Raw genomic sequence first — 17794 nt, forward strand, 5'->3', positions numbered from 1 at the left:
GTTGGTGCAATTAGGTTAATGATACTTCAATCTGCACAACCTCATTAGTCGAATGACCAACAGCGTAATCCTGCGATGGTCTCACGTACGGTAACCATATAACATTTTCCTTATCAGTAACTACAGGAAATCCATGTCTTTGGGCAGTGGATATTTTAGCATCTGTAAGCATTTTTTTAATCTTTCGGGTTTGTTTCATGCCCAATGGTTTCATTCGATCGCCAGGTTGCCATGCACGTATAACAATTGGCCACTCGATTTGATTAGATGAAACCCAGACTTTTTGATTTTCTTTTGGCATTTTATCAAGCTCCGTAGCTTCTAATCCAGTAAATCTGAATATGTATTGGCCAAATGTCACCTCTGCCGGCAACTTTTCCACATAAACCGGTAAGACTTCTGATTCGCGCGGATGCAGAAAAACCAGAGCTTCCCGGTCTTTTATTAATTTAAAAGTGCCAATTTGCGCCACACTGCCCACCTGAGCTTCCAACAAATCAAGTATTGGCTGCAGTGATGATGCTATTCCTTTTTTTTCAAGTATAAAATGGACAAAATCAGGAAAAACATGCCGTGTTTTTCGATCAGGTATCTTTATGGTGAAGCCGTCCTCATTTATTTTCACCAGTTCTTTTTCCATCTCAGCAAAAAGCGCATCAAAATACTGCGCTATGGATAGAAACCTTTCGATATTACTTTCTATGGTGCGCTTAAAAGATGGATTAACGGTTTCAAACGCTGGTATTATCTCATGACGAAAATAGTTTCTTTTAATTGTTACATCGTTATTGGTATGGTCGTCGCGAAAAGAAATATTTTGGTTATCAACATACTGCGATATTTCTTCTCGTGAAGCAAACAGCAAAGGGCGAACAACTTTATTGTTTTCAACCTTCATAGCGGAAAGGCCTCTGAAACCGGTACCTCTGGTTATATTCATAAGAAAAGTCTCAACCTGGTCGTCGAGGTGATGACCAACAGCAATGGCACCTGCTGAAAGCATGGTTAAAAGCTCCCTAAACCAACTGTACCTCAAAGTACGGGCAGCCATTTCAATAGAGACCTGTTCTTGCAGGGCAAAAGCTTTGGTTTGAAAATGTTTTACCTTGCATGCTATGTTATTCTGTTGGCACCATTGCTCAACAAGTTGCTGATCGAGGTCTGCATCCTCTGCGCGCAAATGGAAGTTACAGTGTGCAGCAACAACAGGATAGTTCAATTTGTGTAATAAATGCGCAAGTGCCATGCTGTCTTTACCTCCACTCAACCCAACAATTAGGGGCTTGTCCCTGTCAAAAAGTGAATGCTTTTTCACATAGTCCTGAAACCTCTCTTCAATATGCTTTGCCATTTCACTAAAATTATAATGTTGGTGCAAGGTAATAAGTAAAATTATTACTGCCCTTTAAAGTCAATATTTTGTTTAACCAATTACAAAAGGGGGTAACATGAAAAAAAATTGAATTTAAAATATTTTTTGTGTAAATTGTATACTACAAACCAACTAAAAATGGAGGAGTCATGAGTGATTACAAATGTCCACATTGCCATGCACATTTAAACGTATGTGACAGTATTGTTTTTGCTGCTGAACGCCCCAATGGAGACAAAGGTCTGATTTTAATACACCCCGAATTGGGTAATTATAATGCAGACCACCATGAAGATTTTATGCCTAAAACAGGTGAAAAGCTGGAGTTTTATTGTCCGGTTTGCCATAAATCATTGACATCGAGCAAGGCCAATGACCTTGCACAAATTCAAATGGTAGACGACAAAGGAACCATTTTTGAAATTCATTTTTCACAAACCAAAGGCGAGAAAAGCACTTATAAGATAGAAGGTGAATCAGTAGAAATGTTTGGCGATGATTCTCCAAAATATCTGAACTATTTTAATTTGAGTCAAATGAAATAACGATAGTTCAAGCTGCTTCACAAGTTTTTATGAAGCAGCTTGTATTATTTTGAACTACTTAGGCGATAAATTTCTTTATACATTTTAATCACTGTTGGCAATAATTCATCGGGATAATCGTAATCGGGATTATGTAAAGCCGGATGATCAGTTCCCGAGCCCACGCCAAATAATGCACCGGTTGTTTTCAATGTGAAATGAGCAAAATCTTCGGACCACCGAAAAGGTTCATCCGGTTCAATTATTTCCATGTCTAAATTTTTTGCAGCTTCTCTTACGATATCTACAGATTGGTCATCGTTTTCTGTAGCCGGGAAATATTCCTGATAGCTCACCTCAGTTTTCAGGCCGTATTTTTGACTAACCTCCTGAACGTGTTGTTCTGTATATTTACACAGCGTATCTAAATCATCATTATCGAACGAACGCAATGTTGCGCGCACTTCGGCATAACCGGGCGTAGTACCAAATGCAATTTCTCCGATAAGTGTATGAATCACTGTTGTAAGGGTAAAATCGTTGTATTTATAATTTTTGGGCAGGGTTTCAATATTTTTTATCAAATCAGCTACAGCTAAAGCTGGGCTTATGCCGCGTTCAGGATGGCCCGCATGAGAAGTTTTTCCTTTTAGTTTAATTGACACACCTACAGATGCTGCTGAAAAAACATTATTACGAACGATGATGCTGTGTAGGGGAAAACCGGGCAAATTGTGATGCGCAAAGACTTTATCAGGGTTAAAACCTTGCATTGCAGTATCTTTTAGCCACAAATCAGCACCTTCACCAGTTTCTTCTGCTCCCTGAAAAATAAGTTCGACCGGGGCATCTAATACATCTTTTAATTCATGGGCAAACCCCAGCATGGATGTTGCATGTCCATCGTGGCCGCATTTGTGACCCACTCCCTGGTTTCGGCTTTTATAATCAAATGTATTAATTTCCTGTATCGGTAATGCATCGATATCTGTACGGAAAGCAATAACCGGACGGGATTTATCTTTCTTGTATTTTACTAAAAATCCGTGTCCATTTTGTTGCGATATAAGGTCAGCAGGGCTGGTTTTTTGAATTTCATTTTTCAAAAAACGGGATGTTTCCTTTTCCTTGTGCGATAATTCAGGGTTTTGATGCAAATGTTTACGTATCGAAATTAATTTATCTAAATCCATTTTCAATTCCTTTTAAAAATTAGTTCACAGAAAGAGGGACTAAAAACAGGCATACAATAAAAAAAAACAATGTTTATTTGATTAACTAATTGTATTATCTTTACTGCATTCAAAGTTATAAATTGTATCTGTTTAACAGCGACAGAAGGCAATAGTTTTAACATTAGCTAATAAAAACAACTCATTATGCGAAACGTTATTTACTCAGCAATTATACTTTTTCTTGTAAGCTCATGCGCTATTCCTGAAAATATTGTGAGAATTGAGTCAACTGAGAATGATATTGACTGGTTAATGGGCAAGCAAGTAATCACTAAAACTGAAGATAGTATTACAATAGCCTTAAAATACGAACAAAAAAGAGGAGATTATGTACTATTCGACACTGAATTATTTAACCAGAGTTCAGAAAAAGTGATGGTTTCTCCCCGAAACTTCAGTATAGTTGAAATTAATAACACCAGTACAAATAAAAGGTGGATTGCTGCAACCAACCCGGAAGAGGTTCTTTTGAAAAAAGATATTGAAATATCGCGAAGCATAGCAGCGCAGAAAAACGCTGCTACCACGAGCTTAATAGTTGGTACAGCTTTATTGGCTACAGACATTGCTAAAACAACATCCAGAACAGACACTCCGGAGAAATCCGCTGCAAGGGGTGCAGTAGCAGGGATGACGTATATTACGGCCGGAGCAATACATAATGCCAATGTGCGTAACGAAGAATACGGTTTAAGAGACCGGGTATTTTGGGCACACGATGTACTAAGGAAAACCACGCTTTATCCGGGGGAAAGTATCAGAGGTTATGTTTTATTCCCCAGGGAAAATCTGTTTGATTCTTTTGGCGTAGAAATAAGATTGCAAGAAAAGGTCTTTGATTTTAATTATAAATTATACAGCATACCTGCAAATAACTACTAACCAAATTGAGCGATTCTCGCTCAGGTTAATCCTGTTTTTTGGCCAATTCAGTAAGAGCTTTGTCTCTTTGTTTAATCATTACAATAAGCCAAATTACCAGGGCAATAATAATTATAGAACTAAAGACGGTAATAAAAATAATGACATTGCTAAGTTTAGCACCTGATTCGCTCCTATCGTAACCTATAGTGGTTTTAACTACAGTTGTATCTTTTACTGCAATATATTTTTGATAATATGAAAGCGCTTTTTTCGTTTGATTATTTCTAAAATTTAATTCATATAAATTGCGGTAAACCTGCGCCAGCAGATCTTCATCTTTCATTAATTCGGCTACTTTGAGTGCTCTATTTAAATAACGCTCAGCTTTCTCAAAGTCTGACTTATAAACCAATACTGCACCGTAATTTGCTGCAATTTCTCCCAGCAATAAGGTATCTTCTGCGCTACACTGTTGTTCTGCCCGGGTGAGTATTTGTTCTGCTTTATTAAACGCTTTCAATTCTATCAACGTGCGGCTATAGTCATTAAACACTGCTGCCAAACCTGTATGGTCAAGATAATTTTCGTAAATCCTTATAGTTTGTGAATAAAACTTATCGGCTTGTTTATAATTACCCATCAAATGATAGGTTTTGGCAATATTGTGCAATGTTTCAGCTTGTTTTCCTTTATTATTGAGTCTTTTGTACAGATCGAAAGCTTCATTAAATTGGTTAGCAGCATCGTTATAACGCTGGTGCAACCTATAAATTACACCAATCTCGACATGGGTATTTGCTTCGTGCCCCGGGTGATCAGTTTGCTCGAAGACTCTAAGGGCCAAATTATAATATTCGATAGCCTTTCCATACTTCTTTTGGTTTAAATACGAAAGGCCAATCTTTTTCATCATATTGGCTACCTTTTCTTTATTTCCAATACGAAAAAGTACTTTTAGGGAGCGTTGAAAATATTTTATGGCGGTGGGATAATTCTTTTGGTTATAGTAAAGTATACCTAAATAATTTAGCGCATTAGCGTTAGCTTTCAGGAAACCGCCATCTTCAGCAAGTTGTAATGCTTCCTTAATTAAATTTTCTGCCTTAACAGGATATGATGTTAAAAGCGGACGTGCTTCCCTCAGCAGGCTATCGACAGTTGCTTCTACCGAAACATCGGAATTGGACCCAATGGTCTGACCTGCACCAAAAAAAATGAAAAGCAATACTAACAACCAGGTTCTCATCTGAATTATCTTTAAATGTTGAAAATAAGAAAAAATTCTCAAAAAACATGTTAATCTCTTTGATCTTTTGGGATACTAAAGGTAAAAGTACTTCCACTTCCTGGGGTACTTTCGACATGAATTGCACCATTCATTTTATCAATAAATTCTTTGCATAAAATAAGTCCTAGCCCCACGCCCTTTTCTTTATTAGTTCCTTCAGTTGTATGATGCACATTTATATCAAATAGTTTATCGACTACCTGCTTCGACATACCAACCCCTGTATCGATAATTTTTATAATTGTATCTCTTGTACCTTCTTTTGCAGAAAATTTTATTTCTCCTCCGAAGGGCGTAAATTTTATAGCATTGCCCAACAGATTACGAATAATGAATGCCAGCATATGTTTATCTGCATAAATATTCAGATCAGGTTTGAGGTCGAGATGTACGTTTATTTGTTTCTGATTAATAATATTCATCTGCAAAGTGAGCACTTCATCGAGCACCTCTTTAAGCAACAATTGTTGCGGGTTATAGTCAACTTTACCTTGCTGTGACCGGCTCCATTCCAGTAAGTTTTCCAGTAACCGGAACGTAGACCTCGATGCAGCACTTATTTGACCAATAATTTCTTTTCTCCTGTCGGCATTTAATGAATCATCTTTATCGTGAAGTACTTCAGAAAGTGAAACGAGGGCCGTAAATGGACTTCTGAGGTCATGTGCTATAATGGAAAAAAACTTGTCTTTTGTGGCATTTAACTGTTTTAGTTCTTTTTGCGACTTCTGCAATTTTTGATTTAAATCTGAGAGGTCATCATTAACCTTTTTCAACTTTTTATTTGCTTTTGCTTTAATTCTAAACCTACTAATCAACAAAATAATAATCAACAAGAAACTAATTGCAACAGCTATGATTAAGTTACGGAAATTGCGTGCGTTTTCAACCTTAAGTTGGTAGTATTTCTCTTTCTCTTCTCTATTTTTTCTTAGGAGTGCTATTTCTTTTTGCTTCTGTTCATTTTCAAAAGCTATTTTAAGTCTTGTGCGTTCAGCTTCATTTTGCATTTGTACGCGTGTAATTTTTTCGAGTGTTTGATGATTGAATACAGAATCTTTCCATGCAGTATATTTCTCATGATATTTCAGGGCAGCATGTTCACGGTTCATAGCTTTGCTCACCTGGTAAAGGGTAAAATACACATCCCGCAACAGCTGGAAATTATTGAGTTTTTTTGCAGTTTCGAGTGATTTCATCAGGAAAGCCATTGCAGCTGCTTTTTGACCGAGTTGTAAGTAAACACTTCCAATATCTAATGCAGAATGAGCAAAACCAAAATCATCATCGATTTTTCGACGCCTGTCATAAGCATTTTTCAACCAAACCAGGGCTTTATCAAAATCTTTGCTGGCCATATAAAGATTTCCGATGTGGTTTTGAGTTGCAGTATACAACTTTTTATCGCCATTGTTTTTGTAATGCTGAAGTGCTTTTTTGTAGTATTCGAGCGATTTTTTGTAATTGCCCATGTTTTTATAAATCATGGCCACATTGTTCAATAACCCGGCAATTTGAAGCTGATCTCCTACAACTTCTCTGTAGCCAAGTGCACTTAAAAAATAATCCAGTGCATGATCGTATTCTTCTTGTTTGTAGTAAACACCTCCAATATAATTGAGGCAATTACTTATGCGAATTTCATCGCCTATTTGTTGATAAATTTCAAGGGCTTCGGTATAATACTCAAGGGCGGTTTGAGGCAATTCAAGTTCTTTGTATATGCTGCCCACATTAAGTAAAGATGCTGCGATATCTAACTGGTCACTTTTTTGTCGCCTTATTATAAGTGCACGCTGAAAATACTCAATAGCCCTGGCATAATTACCCATGGTCTTGTATAAACCTCCAATATCATTCAGACTTGCAGCTACCAATGTCATATTGTTTAGGATCTGCCGCATTGCCAGCGCATTATTGAAATATTCAAGGCTTTTATCGAACTGTTTATTCCTTTTATAAACTCTCGCGATATTGGTAAGCGATTTGGATATGGCAACACTGTCTTTAAATTCCCGTCGTAGTTCGAGGGACTTACTGTAATACTCAATGGCCATTTCGGTTTTATTTAACTGCAAATAGGTATTGCCAAGCAGGTTGTAGGTGTGTGCTACCCATTTCTTTTCTTCTGCCTCATTAAAAATTGTGAGTGCTTTTTTGTAATAATACACGGCAGAATCCATTTTGGACACATCGCGAGATATGGTCCCAAGGTTATTAAAGGTTTTACCTACTTCTAATGCATTGCCTAATTGCTGATAAATATAAAGTGCCTGCTGAAAATTGTTGTTGGCATTTTTGTAATGATTAAATTTCCAATGCAATGCTCCAATTTTCTTTTTTATATGGGCCAGTTTTTCACTATTCTGCTCAGTCTTAATAATATCAAGAGCTTCGCGATAGGCCTTGAGGGAATGCTCAAATTGATTTTTTTGTTTTAAAATATCCCCCTTCAGGCTATAAAACACATGCAAATAATTTGTATCCGAAGCAGCTACGGCAAGCTTAATGGCTCTGTCAACCATTTGCAAAGCGGTATCTGCATTATGCATGTTATCTTCTACAAAGGTTTTGTAATAAGCGACCTTATTCACGTAAATACTTGTATCTGGTTGTGAGTAAGCCACTTTTGCATGCAATAAGACAAAAAGAAGATATATAACAAGTAAGACCTTATTTCTTCTCATAACGCTCAATTAATTCGGCAATTTTCTCCTCAACCTCTTTTGCCAATCCGGATATATGTTGCACAATACTATCTAAATACTTTTCTTCTGTGCGTCCCTCTTTGACATCTTCCAGGCTATGTGCCTTTTCTTTAAGTTTTTCTGCACCAAGATAGGTGAAAGAATTTTTCAATGAATGGCCTAAGCTCCGCACTTCTTCATAATTTCGTGCTTCCCAAAAATTTTGTAGGGCATCCATTTGTTTGGGTAAGGTCTCCTGATATAAACTTAAAATTTTGGCTACCTTAGTATAGTCTTGTTCGTATAATTTAATTATTCTTACAGGGTCAATTAATTGCTCTTGTTTTGGGGTTTGCAGTTTTATGTCTTCATCTTTTTGGGTTGTTTTCTTCCCATAAAACAACTGCTCCAGCAACAACTTATTAACGGGTTTGTGCAGCACGGCTGTTGCGCCTGCTTTTGTGATTGTATTACTATCTATATCAGACATTCCGGAAATGGCATAAATGTGGCATTTCTCACAATTAAGGGTGGCTTTAGCCAATTCTTCGAAAAGTGTTTCACCCGAAAGGCCTGGCATACGAATATCTGAAAATATATAATCAAAATCGGTCTTTCCTATCAGTTCCAGCGCTTTTTCACCGTTATCAGCTTTTGCAATGCGGGCATTGGGAGAAACTGACGAAATCAACTCTCCCAAATATATTTGACTGACCCGGTCATCATCAATAATGAGTATATTTGGTTGTAATGTTGCCATAGGAATACAATTTACTAAATTAACTACAGAAAATCAACTATATTTCAAGTCCCATTACTACGACATCGTCAATTTGTCTGTAATCATCTTTCCATTTAACAAAGAACTCATCCAGTTTTTCTTTTTGAACTTTCATGTCAAATTTCGACGTGTCGAGTAAGAGATTTTTAAAGTTTTTAGACATTAATTTACGTCCTTTTTTTCCACCAAACTGATCGACAAAGCCATCGGAGAACATATAAATTTTATCTGCTTTCTCGAGCTTAATTTCCTGGTTTTTAAAAGCTGCTTCGTCGTATATATGCACACCAATAGGCATTCGGTCTCCTTCAATTGTAATAATTTCATTATTTCTTATCACCACCAAAGGATTATTGGCCCCGGCAAAACTGAGTTTCATTTTTTTACGGTCGAGAATAACTAATGCAAGGTCCATTCCGTCACTATTGGAATCCTTTACTGATGTTTGATGCAAATTCTTTTTAACCTTTCGTCGCAAAATTTCCAGGATATCGGCAGCGTTATTAAAATCCCCGGTAGCCATAATCTCATTAAGCACAGAAATGCCCAACATACTCATAAATGCACCCGGAACGCCATGTCCGGTGCAGTCTGCAGCTGCAATGACTGTAAAATCCTTATATTGCTGAAAATAATAAAAATCGCCGCTTACCACGTCTCTGGGTTTAAATAGTATAAAATGCTGTTTCAATAGTTTTTCCATTTGATCGTCGGGTGGCAAAAGGGCATTTTGTATACGCCGCGCATATAGAATACTGTCTTTAATTTTTTCATTCTGCTCTGAAATCTTATCTCTTTGTTGTTCGGCCAGATCCCGCTGAGCTTCGATTTCAGCATTTTGTTCCTCGATCTCATGGTTGCGCATGGCCAATAATTTGTTTGACCTACGTTTCTGTATAAAAGCTACAATTACTACCACAATTAAAAACAGTAACAAAAGCAAACCTCCTGTCAGATAATAAATACGCATGGCTTGCTGTTTAAGCTCAGCATCTTTCTTTTCAACGATTCGTTTCCTTTTTTCAGTTTCGAAGCGTATTTGCATATCAGCCACTCTTCTTATGGATTCATCGACCTGGAGTTTACGTTCGGCCTTATGGTATTCTCTGTAATAGAGCAGTGCCCTGGAATGATTACCCAGCATATCGTATATTTCGGAAAGCATTAAGCAACTTTCCTGAATTAAATATTGATCCTCCAGGTCGCGGGCAACCTGCTCGGCAGTTAATAACAGGCTGCGGCTCCGTTTGTGTTGGTTTTGTTTTAACAGTACCTGTGCCAAATTTAACGCACTATAACCAATCCCTTGTTTATGATCAATAGCCCTTCGTAATTTTAAAGCTTTTTGGAGATACACTGCCGCAGAATCCCATTGTTGATTTCTTTTATACAAATTGCCAATATTATTTAACATGGCGGCTATATTTCGCTGATCGTTAATATCTGTGTATATACGCATAGCCCTGCGATAATTCACTAAAGCAGAATCGGTTTTATCCAGACTTTTATAAGCGAGCGCTATATTATTGTAACTGCCGGCTATATGTGGTTTATTGCCCAGCTGTTTTCGTACTTCTAATGCTTTTTGATAAGTATCGAGTGCCTGATTATAATTACCGGCAGTCCAGTAATCTCCGGCCAGAATATTAATTGCTATTCCTATCATGGGTTTATTGTCAATAGCTCTGAACAATTCAAGTGACCGGATGTGGTATTCAACCGCTTTGTCGATATTGCCTATGTCGCGGTAAATGAGTCCAATATTTTTAAGGGTAGATGCAACTTGCTGCTTATTTCTCATGCGTTCATACAACTGCTGAGTTATAAGGTATTGCCTTAAGGCTTCCTGATATTTTTTTGCAGCCCAATATGTACCTCCCAAAAGCAGGTGTGTATAAGCTTCTTTTTTTGGGTTACCCAGCGCAGCGTATATCTGCAGGGCCTGTTTGTAATAATCAATGGCTTCATCATAAAGGCTTTGTTCGCGCGCTATTTTGCCCATATTGGAGTAACTGTCTGCCATCTTAACAGAATCGTTCATGTCGAACCGAATATGAATAGCTTTTTTATACCACGCAGTGGCACTGTCGTACTGATTCAATCTTAAAAAGATGCCGCCCAGGTGGTTATACATATCAGCCATGGAGGAAGAATCATTAAGTGCGCTTGATAACTGAATCAATGAACGAGTTATACTGGCAGCTTTCTCATATTGAGACAAGTCTCTGTAAACCAATGTTAAATAATAACTGGACTTGATGATACCGCTTGTATCTTTAAGTTTTTCACGAATCGTTATTGCACTGTCATACCATTTCTCTGCATCTGCATATTTACCAAATCGCCAGTTTAAACTTCCTTGATTATGCAGATAGTTACCTTTTTCGGCTTCATTGTTAATATATTTTTCTGCTTGATGAAAAGCGATGTTTGCACTATCAAAATTACCTGCCTCTCTGTAATGTAATCCAACCTGTGTCCACAATGAAAATTTTCTATTTTCATCGCTGTTGTCGATAATATTAATAAGGCTATCAATTGGACTTGCTATTGTTTTAGTTGCAAAAAGGAATAAAACACCAAAAGTGGTAATTCGAAAAATCATGAGTTGCAATTTTTCTTAAAAATAAATAAAAAACAGCCACCGAAAAAATTTTAATCCTTCTTGTGTCGGTTTATTTCTGTAACTTGAGCATCAGCCTTACCATCTTTAAACGCAATTCGAATAAAGTCATTTACATTAAGTTCTGACGCAGAGGAAATTCTTTTACCTTTATAAGTAATATATCCATATCCGGATTTAAGTAATTTACGCGGGTCGTTACTTAAAACTTTGGCCTCTGATAATTCCAATTTATGATGATGGGCTGTCAAAAACTGGTTTTTTGATAATTTTAAGCTGTTATGAAACTCCTCGCACTTTAGTCTTTTAGTTTTAATAAACCATTTCGATTTATTTTTCATGTCGCCACCAAAATTTTCCAATATATTATATTGTGAATTTATGTAGCCCTTTAACCCGTAGGAAAGTTGCCTTGACAATTTATTTAACCCATGCGATTCATTTTGTAAAGAAGATTTAGCGGCACTGTGTATCTGGTACTCCTGCCTTTCCAGGCGGTTTTCTGCTTTATCAAGCCTTGACCGGGTGAGCATATGTAATTTTCTGGTCATATCGTCCAACAAGTGGTCAAAATTTGCTATTCGGTCAATAAGAAAATCGGCCACAGCTGTTGGTGTTTTAAAAGCCTGCCAGGCTACCATATCGGCAACAGACTCATCTCGCTCATGCCCTATTCCTGTTAAAACAGGTATTGGTGATTGAGAAATCATAAATGAAAGGTCATAATCGTCGAAAGCACTCAGTTCTGCTTTAGCACCGCCTCCTCTAATTATGAGTATAGCATCAAACTTATCTTCAAGGTCATATATTTGGCCCAAAGCATTTATAACAGACTCTGAAGTTTTTTCGCCTTGCATGAAGGCCTGAAAGAGCTCAATTTTAAAATAATATCCGTAGGGGTTATACTCCAACTGATTAATAAAATCTCCAAACCCGGCCGCTGTTTCTGAGGAAATAACAGCCAATTTTTGGGGTATTTTTTCAAGTTCAAGGCCTCTATTCATTTCAAGAACACCCTCTTCTTCCAGCTGCTTTATCACTGCTTCGCGATGTCTGGCCTGCTCACCGAGGGTATACGATGGGTCAATATCAGTAACATTTAAGGAAAGACCGTACAATACATGGTATTTTACCTGCACACTGACCAGCACTTTCATACCAGTAGAAAGCGGCTGCCTTGCAATGCTTTCAAAATGGCCGCTAATGAGTCTGTATTGAAAGGCCCATATGGTTGCTCGTTGACGAGCAATGATCTTTTTGGTCAACTCATCGCGCTCAATAAAATCAATGTAACAATGCCCTTTTGCATTTACGTTAAGTTCACTAATTTCTGCAATTATCCAGATCTCATCAGGGAAATTTGCCTCTATAATGTCCCTGACATAATTATTGAGTTCTGCTAAGGTGAGCGATGCTTTTTCCATCAATCAATAAAAATTTTGCGGCTTTCATTAATTAATGGGCCTTCAAGATTAATAATAATAAATTGCCCCTGTAAAGATTTACCAATTGATTCAATCAATAATTCATTTACTCCTCCACTATTAATGAATGCCTTGCGGGACAATACAATTTTACCTTGCATATCATAAATATTTATTGTGACAGAGGTGTTCTCTGGAGAATAAATATAAAGATGAATAACACCATGCTGATCAGCATAAATAGAGATACATTCCGCTACGGTAGTATCATCGGGCAAAAAAGACAAATTTTCGAGGTTGGCGTAAGCACTTTCAAAATCAGGAATACCATAGCCTATATTATTATTTCCATCGGGATAAATACTTCCACTATTTCTGATGGCATTGGCTATTGTTTTATTGCTTGCTGCAGGATAGGCCTGCCACAAACAAGTAGCTGCAGCTGCAATTAAGGGACTCGAAAATGATGTTCCACTACCATTATATACCATATCTATCACATATGGAGCCAATTCACCACATGCCACAATATCGGGTTTATAATTATGTTCAGGCAGTCCAATTGAGCTAAATCCTGAGAGATTACCATTAATATCTACTGAGCCTACAGTCAATACATCAGGGTGATCAGCTGGGACACTCACATATTGCCAGGGATCATTCCCAAGGTTTCCTGCAGAAACAACCACCAACATACCTTTTTCAAATGCTTTGCCTGCAGCACGACTTACAATTGTGCTCTGCCCATCTAAATCATCTAATGTATGATCCTGGGCTGGCCAATCAAAAGTGGAATAACCTAAAGATGAGTTAATGACATCAACACCTATACTATCGGCAAATTCAGCCGCCGCTACCCAACTGTATTCTTCAGCTAAGTATTCCGAGGAACCGGTTTCTGAACGTATCAGAACATACTCAGCTTCTGTAGCTCCTCCCTGATAGTCATTTCCTAAATCAGCAGACATTATTGAACCCACTGCAGTGCCATGTGTATGCCCATAATAGACTGTTGTATCCTCTGCAAAATTTGCAGTGGCAATAATTCTATTTTCATCATACAAATGACCAAATGCCGGCATGGTATTCATTACTGAGAAACCGGCATCAATAATAGCCACTCTCATGCCTGCTCCGTGGTAGCCCATATTGTGTAGCGGGGTAAGATTAATTTGACCCTGCACTTCTTCGTAACCAGGTCCGTAAAAAGAGCTCCTGGCGAGTTCCCTGATAAATTTATCCTGTGAATGTTTCGGGAGGGTTTTAGGAAAAAATTCTTTTTTCGATGTCTTACTCACAAATGAAAAATCTTCTATTAATTGGAGTATTGAATCATTGGTTTTGACCACGGTGAAATTAAACCAGCGGCTACTATATCGTATTTCGGCTCCGAGTGCTTGCAGACTATCTACAAATACAGGATTTACAGGTAGATCTGTACTATCAATGGCAATATCCTGATTTTCTCTACGCTCAATAGCTCTTAGCGAAAGAAAATCTTCGGGTTGATTTACGGTAAAAGGAGTCCCTGCTTTTGTATTGTAATGGACTACGTACTCACCGGGAGCAATTTGGGCATGCATAGGTGCAGCCAACAACACCGTAAAAATAATTATAAATAAATTTTTAATATATATCCCCATAATATCGTTTTTGCTTAAAAATAGTAGCTGTTTTAATACGCTCTTCTATTGGCAAAGTGTAATCATAATCGGGATCATCTGAAATAATAGAAACCTTTTCTCTATACAACAGACCAACATTTCTGGCATAAAAACTTTCATCTGTATATTTGTATATCAAAGTCGAATCCATATTATGATGCACAATTAGAGTGGAATCGTAAACATTTCCCTGAATATTGTTCATCTGGTCAATTTCATGCACTGTACTACGTATTGAAGTGTCGGATAAAATAGAATAGGTATAATAATTCCAGCTAGTGCCTTGACTCATCGGAAAAACAAGCTCAAGCCAAATATTGTTTTGTGTAAATTTTATAAGACTCTGATCACTTCTTTCATACCAAAACAGGTAATTAAGTTCCCATCGGTTTAATGTTTTATCATATAAATAGTTTGTGCAAAAATATTTTTCCAAATTATTAATACTTTGCATACTATCAACGACTGTTTTCTCCAGCCAGGTTACAGTATCATATACTCCGCTGGGATCATCTATCGTTATTTGAGTCATACTATCTACCCAAACCATACCTGTTTTTAATGGATAATAAGCCGAATCATCAGCAAATGCGTAATCAACAGACTCATCGCAGGATGATATAAGGAAAAGTAGTATGGCAATGACAATAGCAAATCTCATGAATATAAAATTAATTAATATTTCCTAATGGAGCATTAAACTGATAATCATTATTTTTATTTACTATCAATGTTTTACACTCAAGATTATACCACCACCAACAACATCCTCATTTTCATAAAATACTGCAGATTGGCCTGGAGTAATAGCTGATGCATTGTGATACAGTTCTATCCTTAGATTTTTACCATCCGGATAGATCTTGCCCATTGTGCCTTTATTGCGATACCTGATTTTTATATTGACCTCCAAACCTTCCTCAGGTATATGATCATACTTCATTAGGTTAACATTCCCGACTACAAAGCCAGCACCATTTAATTCATCTTTTTTTCCCAATACAACTGTATTGGTTTTGGCATCTATATCAACGACATAAGCCGGATATCCGAGAGCTACTCCAAGCCCTTTTCTCTGCCCGATGGTATAGAAAGGATAACCATTGTGGGTACCTACTTTTTCTCCATTTGTTAAAATAAAATCACCATGGCCAATATTTTCAATTTGTTCTGGCACTTCATCGTTTAAAAATCTCCGATAGTCATTATCGGGAATGAAACAAATTTCCTGACTCTCTTTTTTTTCTGAAAGCTTCACGAAACCACGTTCAGCTGCCATTTTCCTAATTTGAGTTTTATTTAACCCGCCTAAAGGAAAAATGGTGCGCTTTAGATCGTCCTGAGACAAACCATGTAAGAAATAGGTCTGATCTTTATTTTCATCAATCCCCTGAGCTAAATAATAACGGCCATTTTTATTTATAATCCTTGCATAATGTCCTGTGGCAATATAATCGCAGTTTAATTCATTGGCTCTTTCGATTAGTTCGCCCCATTTAATATCAGAATTACATACCACACAAGGATTGGGCGTTCTGCCGTTTAAATATTCATCTACAAAATTTTTAATGATAGTTTTTTTAAAGCTATCACGCAGGTCCAATACTTCATGTTTATAACCTAGTTTCTCCGACAATCTTTTCGCTTCCATCATCGAATCAACAGTACAGCATCCCGTTTCTTTGCTGATGCAACTGTCTTTTACAGAATCATATGTTCTGTATGTTAGGCCATGAATCTCGTATCCCTGCTCACTTAACAGCATTCCTGCTACGGAGCTATCAATTCCACCACTCATTGCGAGTAAAACACGTTTTTTCATTCTTTCACATTTTAAATCATCTACACTTCTTTACACTCGCATTTCACTAATTATTAAAAAGCTTTCCCACAAAACTTCCCTTACTGAGAGAACAATATTTTTGCCGTTCTGATTAAGCAATTGAATTTAATATCTATCTTTTTTAAAAAAGTTGATACCCTGATTATAAGGTTCATCAAAACGTCCCCTGTTTTGTAATAAACTATCAATCGTTTTTGATTCTTTTCTTTCTAATCCTTCTTTATTTTCCGGGATACCCTTTTTATAAACCCTTGTTTCAATAATATTACCATGTCGATCGTATAAGATATACTTTCCGTGTTTAAGATCATCGACATATGGCGCAACAACCTCAACTTGCCCATCAGGGTAATAAGTCTTAAATGTGTCCTGTCGTAATCCATCCTTATAAAAAGCTTCGAACATAGGATTGCCATTGCGATAAAATCGTTTCCATTGTCCGTCTTTTTGCCCATTAGTATAATGAATGTATTGCCACCTGGAACCATTCATATGATAATAAGTAAAATCACCATGATAAACTCCCTTTTTATAAGACTCTGTCATTATTACCTGACCATCTTCATTGAAATAATTCCATACACTATCTTTCTTCTTATTAAAATATCTTCCATAAGCTAAAGTATCTCCGTTGGGGTAAAATAAAACAGTATTACATTGCAAACTATCACCAAAATATAACTGTGTTGCTTTTAAATTTCCTTTTCTATCGTATTGTTTAAATTCACCCTTTGGATTATCATCTACGAAATATCCTTCATACCGTACCTTACCGTTAATATATTCCTTCACCCATCGGCCTTGTTTTAACCCATTAATGTCCTTATAGTTCAAGAGTGTATCACTACCCTCCTGACCAACGTTCTGTGCATTTAATTCTAAAGCAGTAAATGAGATCAGCAAAAGCAAAATAATTTGTCGCATAATGTTTGACTTTCAAGTAATATAGTTTTTAAACGAAATTCATGCAAAGTTAATATATTCAAAAAGATAATTTGAGGCTATTCCTTAAAAAAGCTTATCAAATGGCCCAAAAAACATGCCGTATAAAAAATGGTAAATAAATTAAAATATTAATAACAATCTGAAATTTACATTTTATACTATAACGAGATGGGTACTTTAATAAAAAAGAAATCATATTTATTATTCACACTCGTTTTTGACTATACTAAAAAATTAGCACAATATATTTCAAAATCGGAATCGGGGTGGAAATAAATAATTCCATTAGAAACTTGCAGTATTTTCGATTGCGATACTGACAGCAAAACGAATCTCGCCATATTGCTTTATCTCCGGCATCAATAAATTTCAATAACCCTGTTTACTGGCCCTATTGATTTGGTTTACCTGAAAAAAAGCACAAAAAAAAGCCTGTCTATCCGTAGATAAACAGGCTTTTAAAAGTTGGCGATCAGCCGAATGGCGGACAGGCTCTGCTACTCTCAGATAGTAAGAGCGTCGTGAAGTGCACGAGTGTATATAC

At 36.8% G+C, this 17794-nt stretch carries 13 protein-coding genes; 2 read left to right on the forward strand and 11 right to left on the reverse strand.

Features of this window, described 5'->3' with window-relative positions; all coding sequences use genetic code 11:
- Positions 1-10 precede the first annotated feature (10 nt).
- The gene (gene tilS / locus ACTB0Y_RS15210; protein WP_463207688.1) at positions 11-1351 is read right to left on the reverse strand and encodes a tRNA lysidine(34) synthetase TilS; all 1341 of its coding nucleotides are present in this window, start codon (positions 1349-1351) and stop codon (positions 11-13) included.
- 170 nt (positions 1352-1521) lie between these two features.
- On the opposite strand from tilS, the gene ACTB0Y_RS15215 reads away from it, so the two are divergent.
- Positions 1522-1917 (forward strand): hypothetical protein, encoded by a 396-nt coding sequence (locus tag ACTB0Y_RS15215; RefSeq protein WP_463207689.1) that lies wholly within the window; start codon positions 1522-1524, stop codon positions 1915-1917.
- A gap of 44 nt (positions 1918-1961) precedes the next feature.
- On the opposite strand, the gene ACTB0Y_RS15220 is transcribed toward ACTB0Y_RS15215, so the two are convergent.
- Positions 1962-3089, reverse strand: coding sequence for an amidohydrolase (locus ACTB0Y_RS15220; protein WP_463207690.1), 1128 nt, complete (start codon positions 3087-3089; stop codon positions 1962-1964).
- A 186-nt stretch (positions 3090-3275) separates the two neighbouring features.
- Between ACTB0Y_RS15220 and ACTB0Y_RS15225 the strand changes: the two genes are divergently transcribed.
- The gene (locus ACTB0Y_RS15225; RefSeq protein ID WP_463207691.1) at positions 3276-4013 is read left to right on the forward strand and encodes a hypothetical protein; all 738 of its coding nucleotides are present in this window, start codon (positions 3276-3278) and stop codon (positions 4011-4013) included.
- 25 nt (positions 4014-4038) lie between these two features.
- Here the strand turns inward: ACTB0Y_RS15225 and ACTB0Y_RS15230 are convergent, their stop codons facing one another.
- The 9 genes from ACTB0Y_RS15230 to ACTB0Y_RS15270 all read right to left on the reverse strand — a co-directional run bounded on the left by ACTB0Y_RS15230 (position 4039) and on the right by ACTB0Y_RS15270 (position 17229).
- A complete protein-coding gene (locus ACTB0Y_RS15230; protein ID WP_463207692.1) occupies positions 4039-5241 on the reverse strand; it encodes a tetratricopeptide repeat protein in 1203 nt (400 codons plus the stop codon).
- 50 nt (positions 5242-5291) lie between these two features.
- A complete protein-coding gene (locus ACTB0Y_RS15235; protein WP_463207693.1) occupies positions 5292-7970 on the reverse strand; it encodes a tetratricopeptide repeat-containing sensor histidine kinase in 2679 nt (892 codons plus the stop codon).
- Positions 7957-8730, reverse strand: a complete 774-nt coding sequence (locus ACTB0Y_RS15240; RefSeq protein ID WP_463207694.1) for a response regulator — start codon at positions 8728-8730, stop codon at positions 7957-7959. The genes ACTB0Y_RS15235 and ACTB0Y_RS15240 overlap by 14 nt, the downstream gene beginning before the upstream one ends.
- A gap of 37 nt (positions 8731-8767) precedes the next feature.
- Positions 8768-11356: a tetratricopeptide repeat protein gene (locus ACTB0Y_RS15245; protein ID WP_463207695.1), complete on the reverse strand. Its 2589-nt coding sequence runs from the start codon at positions 11354-11356 to the stop codon at positions 8768-8770.
- Between the two features lie 50 nt (positions 11357-11406).
- Positions 11407-12798 carry an exodeoxyribonuclease VII large subunit gene (gene xseA, locus ACTB0Y_RS15250; protein ID WP_463207696.1) on the reverse strand — a complete coding sequence of 464 codons (1392 nt, stop codon included), beginning with the start codon at positions 12796-12798 and terminating at the stop codon, positions 11407-11409.
- Positions 12798-14441 (reverse strand): S8 family serine peptidase, encoded by a 1644-nt coding sequence (locus ACTB0Y_RS15255; RefSeq protein WP_463207697.1) that lies wholly within the window; start codon positions 14439-14441, stop codon positions 12798-12800. The genes xseA and ACTB0Y_RS15255 overlap by 1 nt, the downstream gene beginning before the upstream one ends.
- Positions 14425-15123, reverse strand: a complete 699-nt coding sequence (locus ACTB0Y_RS15260; protein WP_463207698.1) for a hypothetical protein — start codon at positions 15121-15123, stop codon at positions 14425-14427. Before ACTB0Y_RS15260 ends, ACTB0Y_RS15255 begins: the two co-directional genes overlap by 17 nt.
- Before the next feature lie 66 nt (positions 15124-15189).
- Positions 15190-16284: a tRNA 2-thiouridine(34) synthase MnmA gene (mnmA, locus tag ACTB0Y_RS15265; RefSeq protein WP_463207699.1), complete on the reverse strand. Its 1095-nt coding sequence runs from the start codon at positions 16282-16284 to the stop codon at positions 15190-15192.
- Positions 16285-16410: 126 nt separating this feature from the next.
- Complete coding sequence (locus ACTB0Y_RS15270) at positions 16411-17229, reverse strand: toxin-antitoxin system YwqK family antitoxin (protein ID WP_463207700.1); 819 nt, start codon at positions 17227-17229, stop codon at positions 16411-16413.
- Between the last annotated feature and the right edge of the window lie 565 nt (positions 17230-17794).

Source organism: Salinivirga sp., assembly GCF_055145285.1.

Bases quoted from the DNA above. Each gene is read 5' to 3' on its own strand.
- ACTB0Y_RS15225 (WP_463207691.1), top strand. From the start codon at position 3,276: ATGCGAAACGTTATTTACTCAGCAATTATACTTTTTCTTGTAAGCTCA.
- ACTB0Y_RS15235 (WP_463207693.1), bottom strand. From the start codon at position 7,970: ATGAGAAGAAATAAGGTCTTACTTGTTATATATCTTCTTTTTGTCTTA.
- ACTB0Y_RS15230 (WP_463207692.1), bottom strand. From the start codon at position 5,241: ATGAGAACCTGGTTGTTAGTATTGCTTTTCATTTTTTTTGGTGCAGGT.
- tilS (WP_463207688.1), bottom strand. From the start codon at position 1,351: ATGGCAAAGCATATTGAAGAGAGGTTTCAGGACTATGTGAAAAAGCAT.
- ACTB0Y_RS15240 (WP_463207694.1), bottom strand. From the start codon at position 8,730: ATGGCAACATTACAACCAAATATACTCATTATTGATGATGACCGGGTC.
- ACTB0Y_RS15255 (WP_463207697.1), bottom strand. From the start codon at position 14,441: ATGGGGATATATATTAAAAATTTATTTATAATTATTTTTACGGTGTTG.
- mnmA (WP_463207699.1), bottom strand. From the start codon at position 16,284: ATGAAAAAACGTGTTTTACTCGCAATGAGTGGTGGAATTGATAGCTCC.
- ACTB0Y_RS15215 (WP_463207689.1), top strand. From the start codon at position 1,522: ATGAGTGATTACAAATGTCCACATTGCCATGCACATTTAAACGTATGT.
- ACTB0Y_RS15270 (WP_463207700.1), bottom strand. From the start codon at position 17,229: ATGCGACAAATTATTTTGCTTTTGCTGATCTCATTTACTGCTTTAGAA.
- ACTB0Y_RS15260 (WP_463207698.1), bottom strand. From the start codon at position 15,123: ATGAGATTTGCTATTGTCATTGCCATACTACTTTTCCTTATATCATCC.
- ACTB0Y_RS15245 (WP_463207695.1), bottom strand. From the start codon at position 11,356: ATGATTTTTCGAATTACCACTTTTGGTGTTTTATTCCTTTTTGCAACT.
- xseA (WP_463207696.1), bottom strand. From the start codon at position 12,798: ATGGAAAAAGCATCGCTCACCTTAGCAGAACTCAATAATTATGTCAGG.
- ACTB0Y_RS15220 (WP_463207690.1), bottom strand. From the start codon at position 3,089: ATGGATTTAGATAAATTAATTTCGATACGTAAACATTTGCATCAAAAC.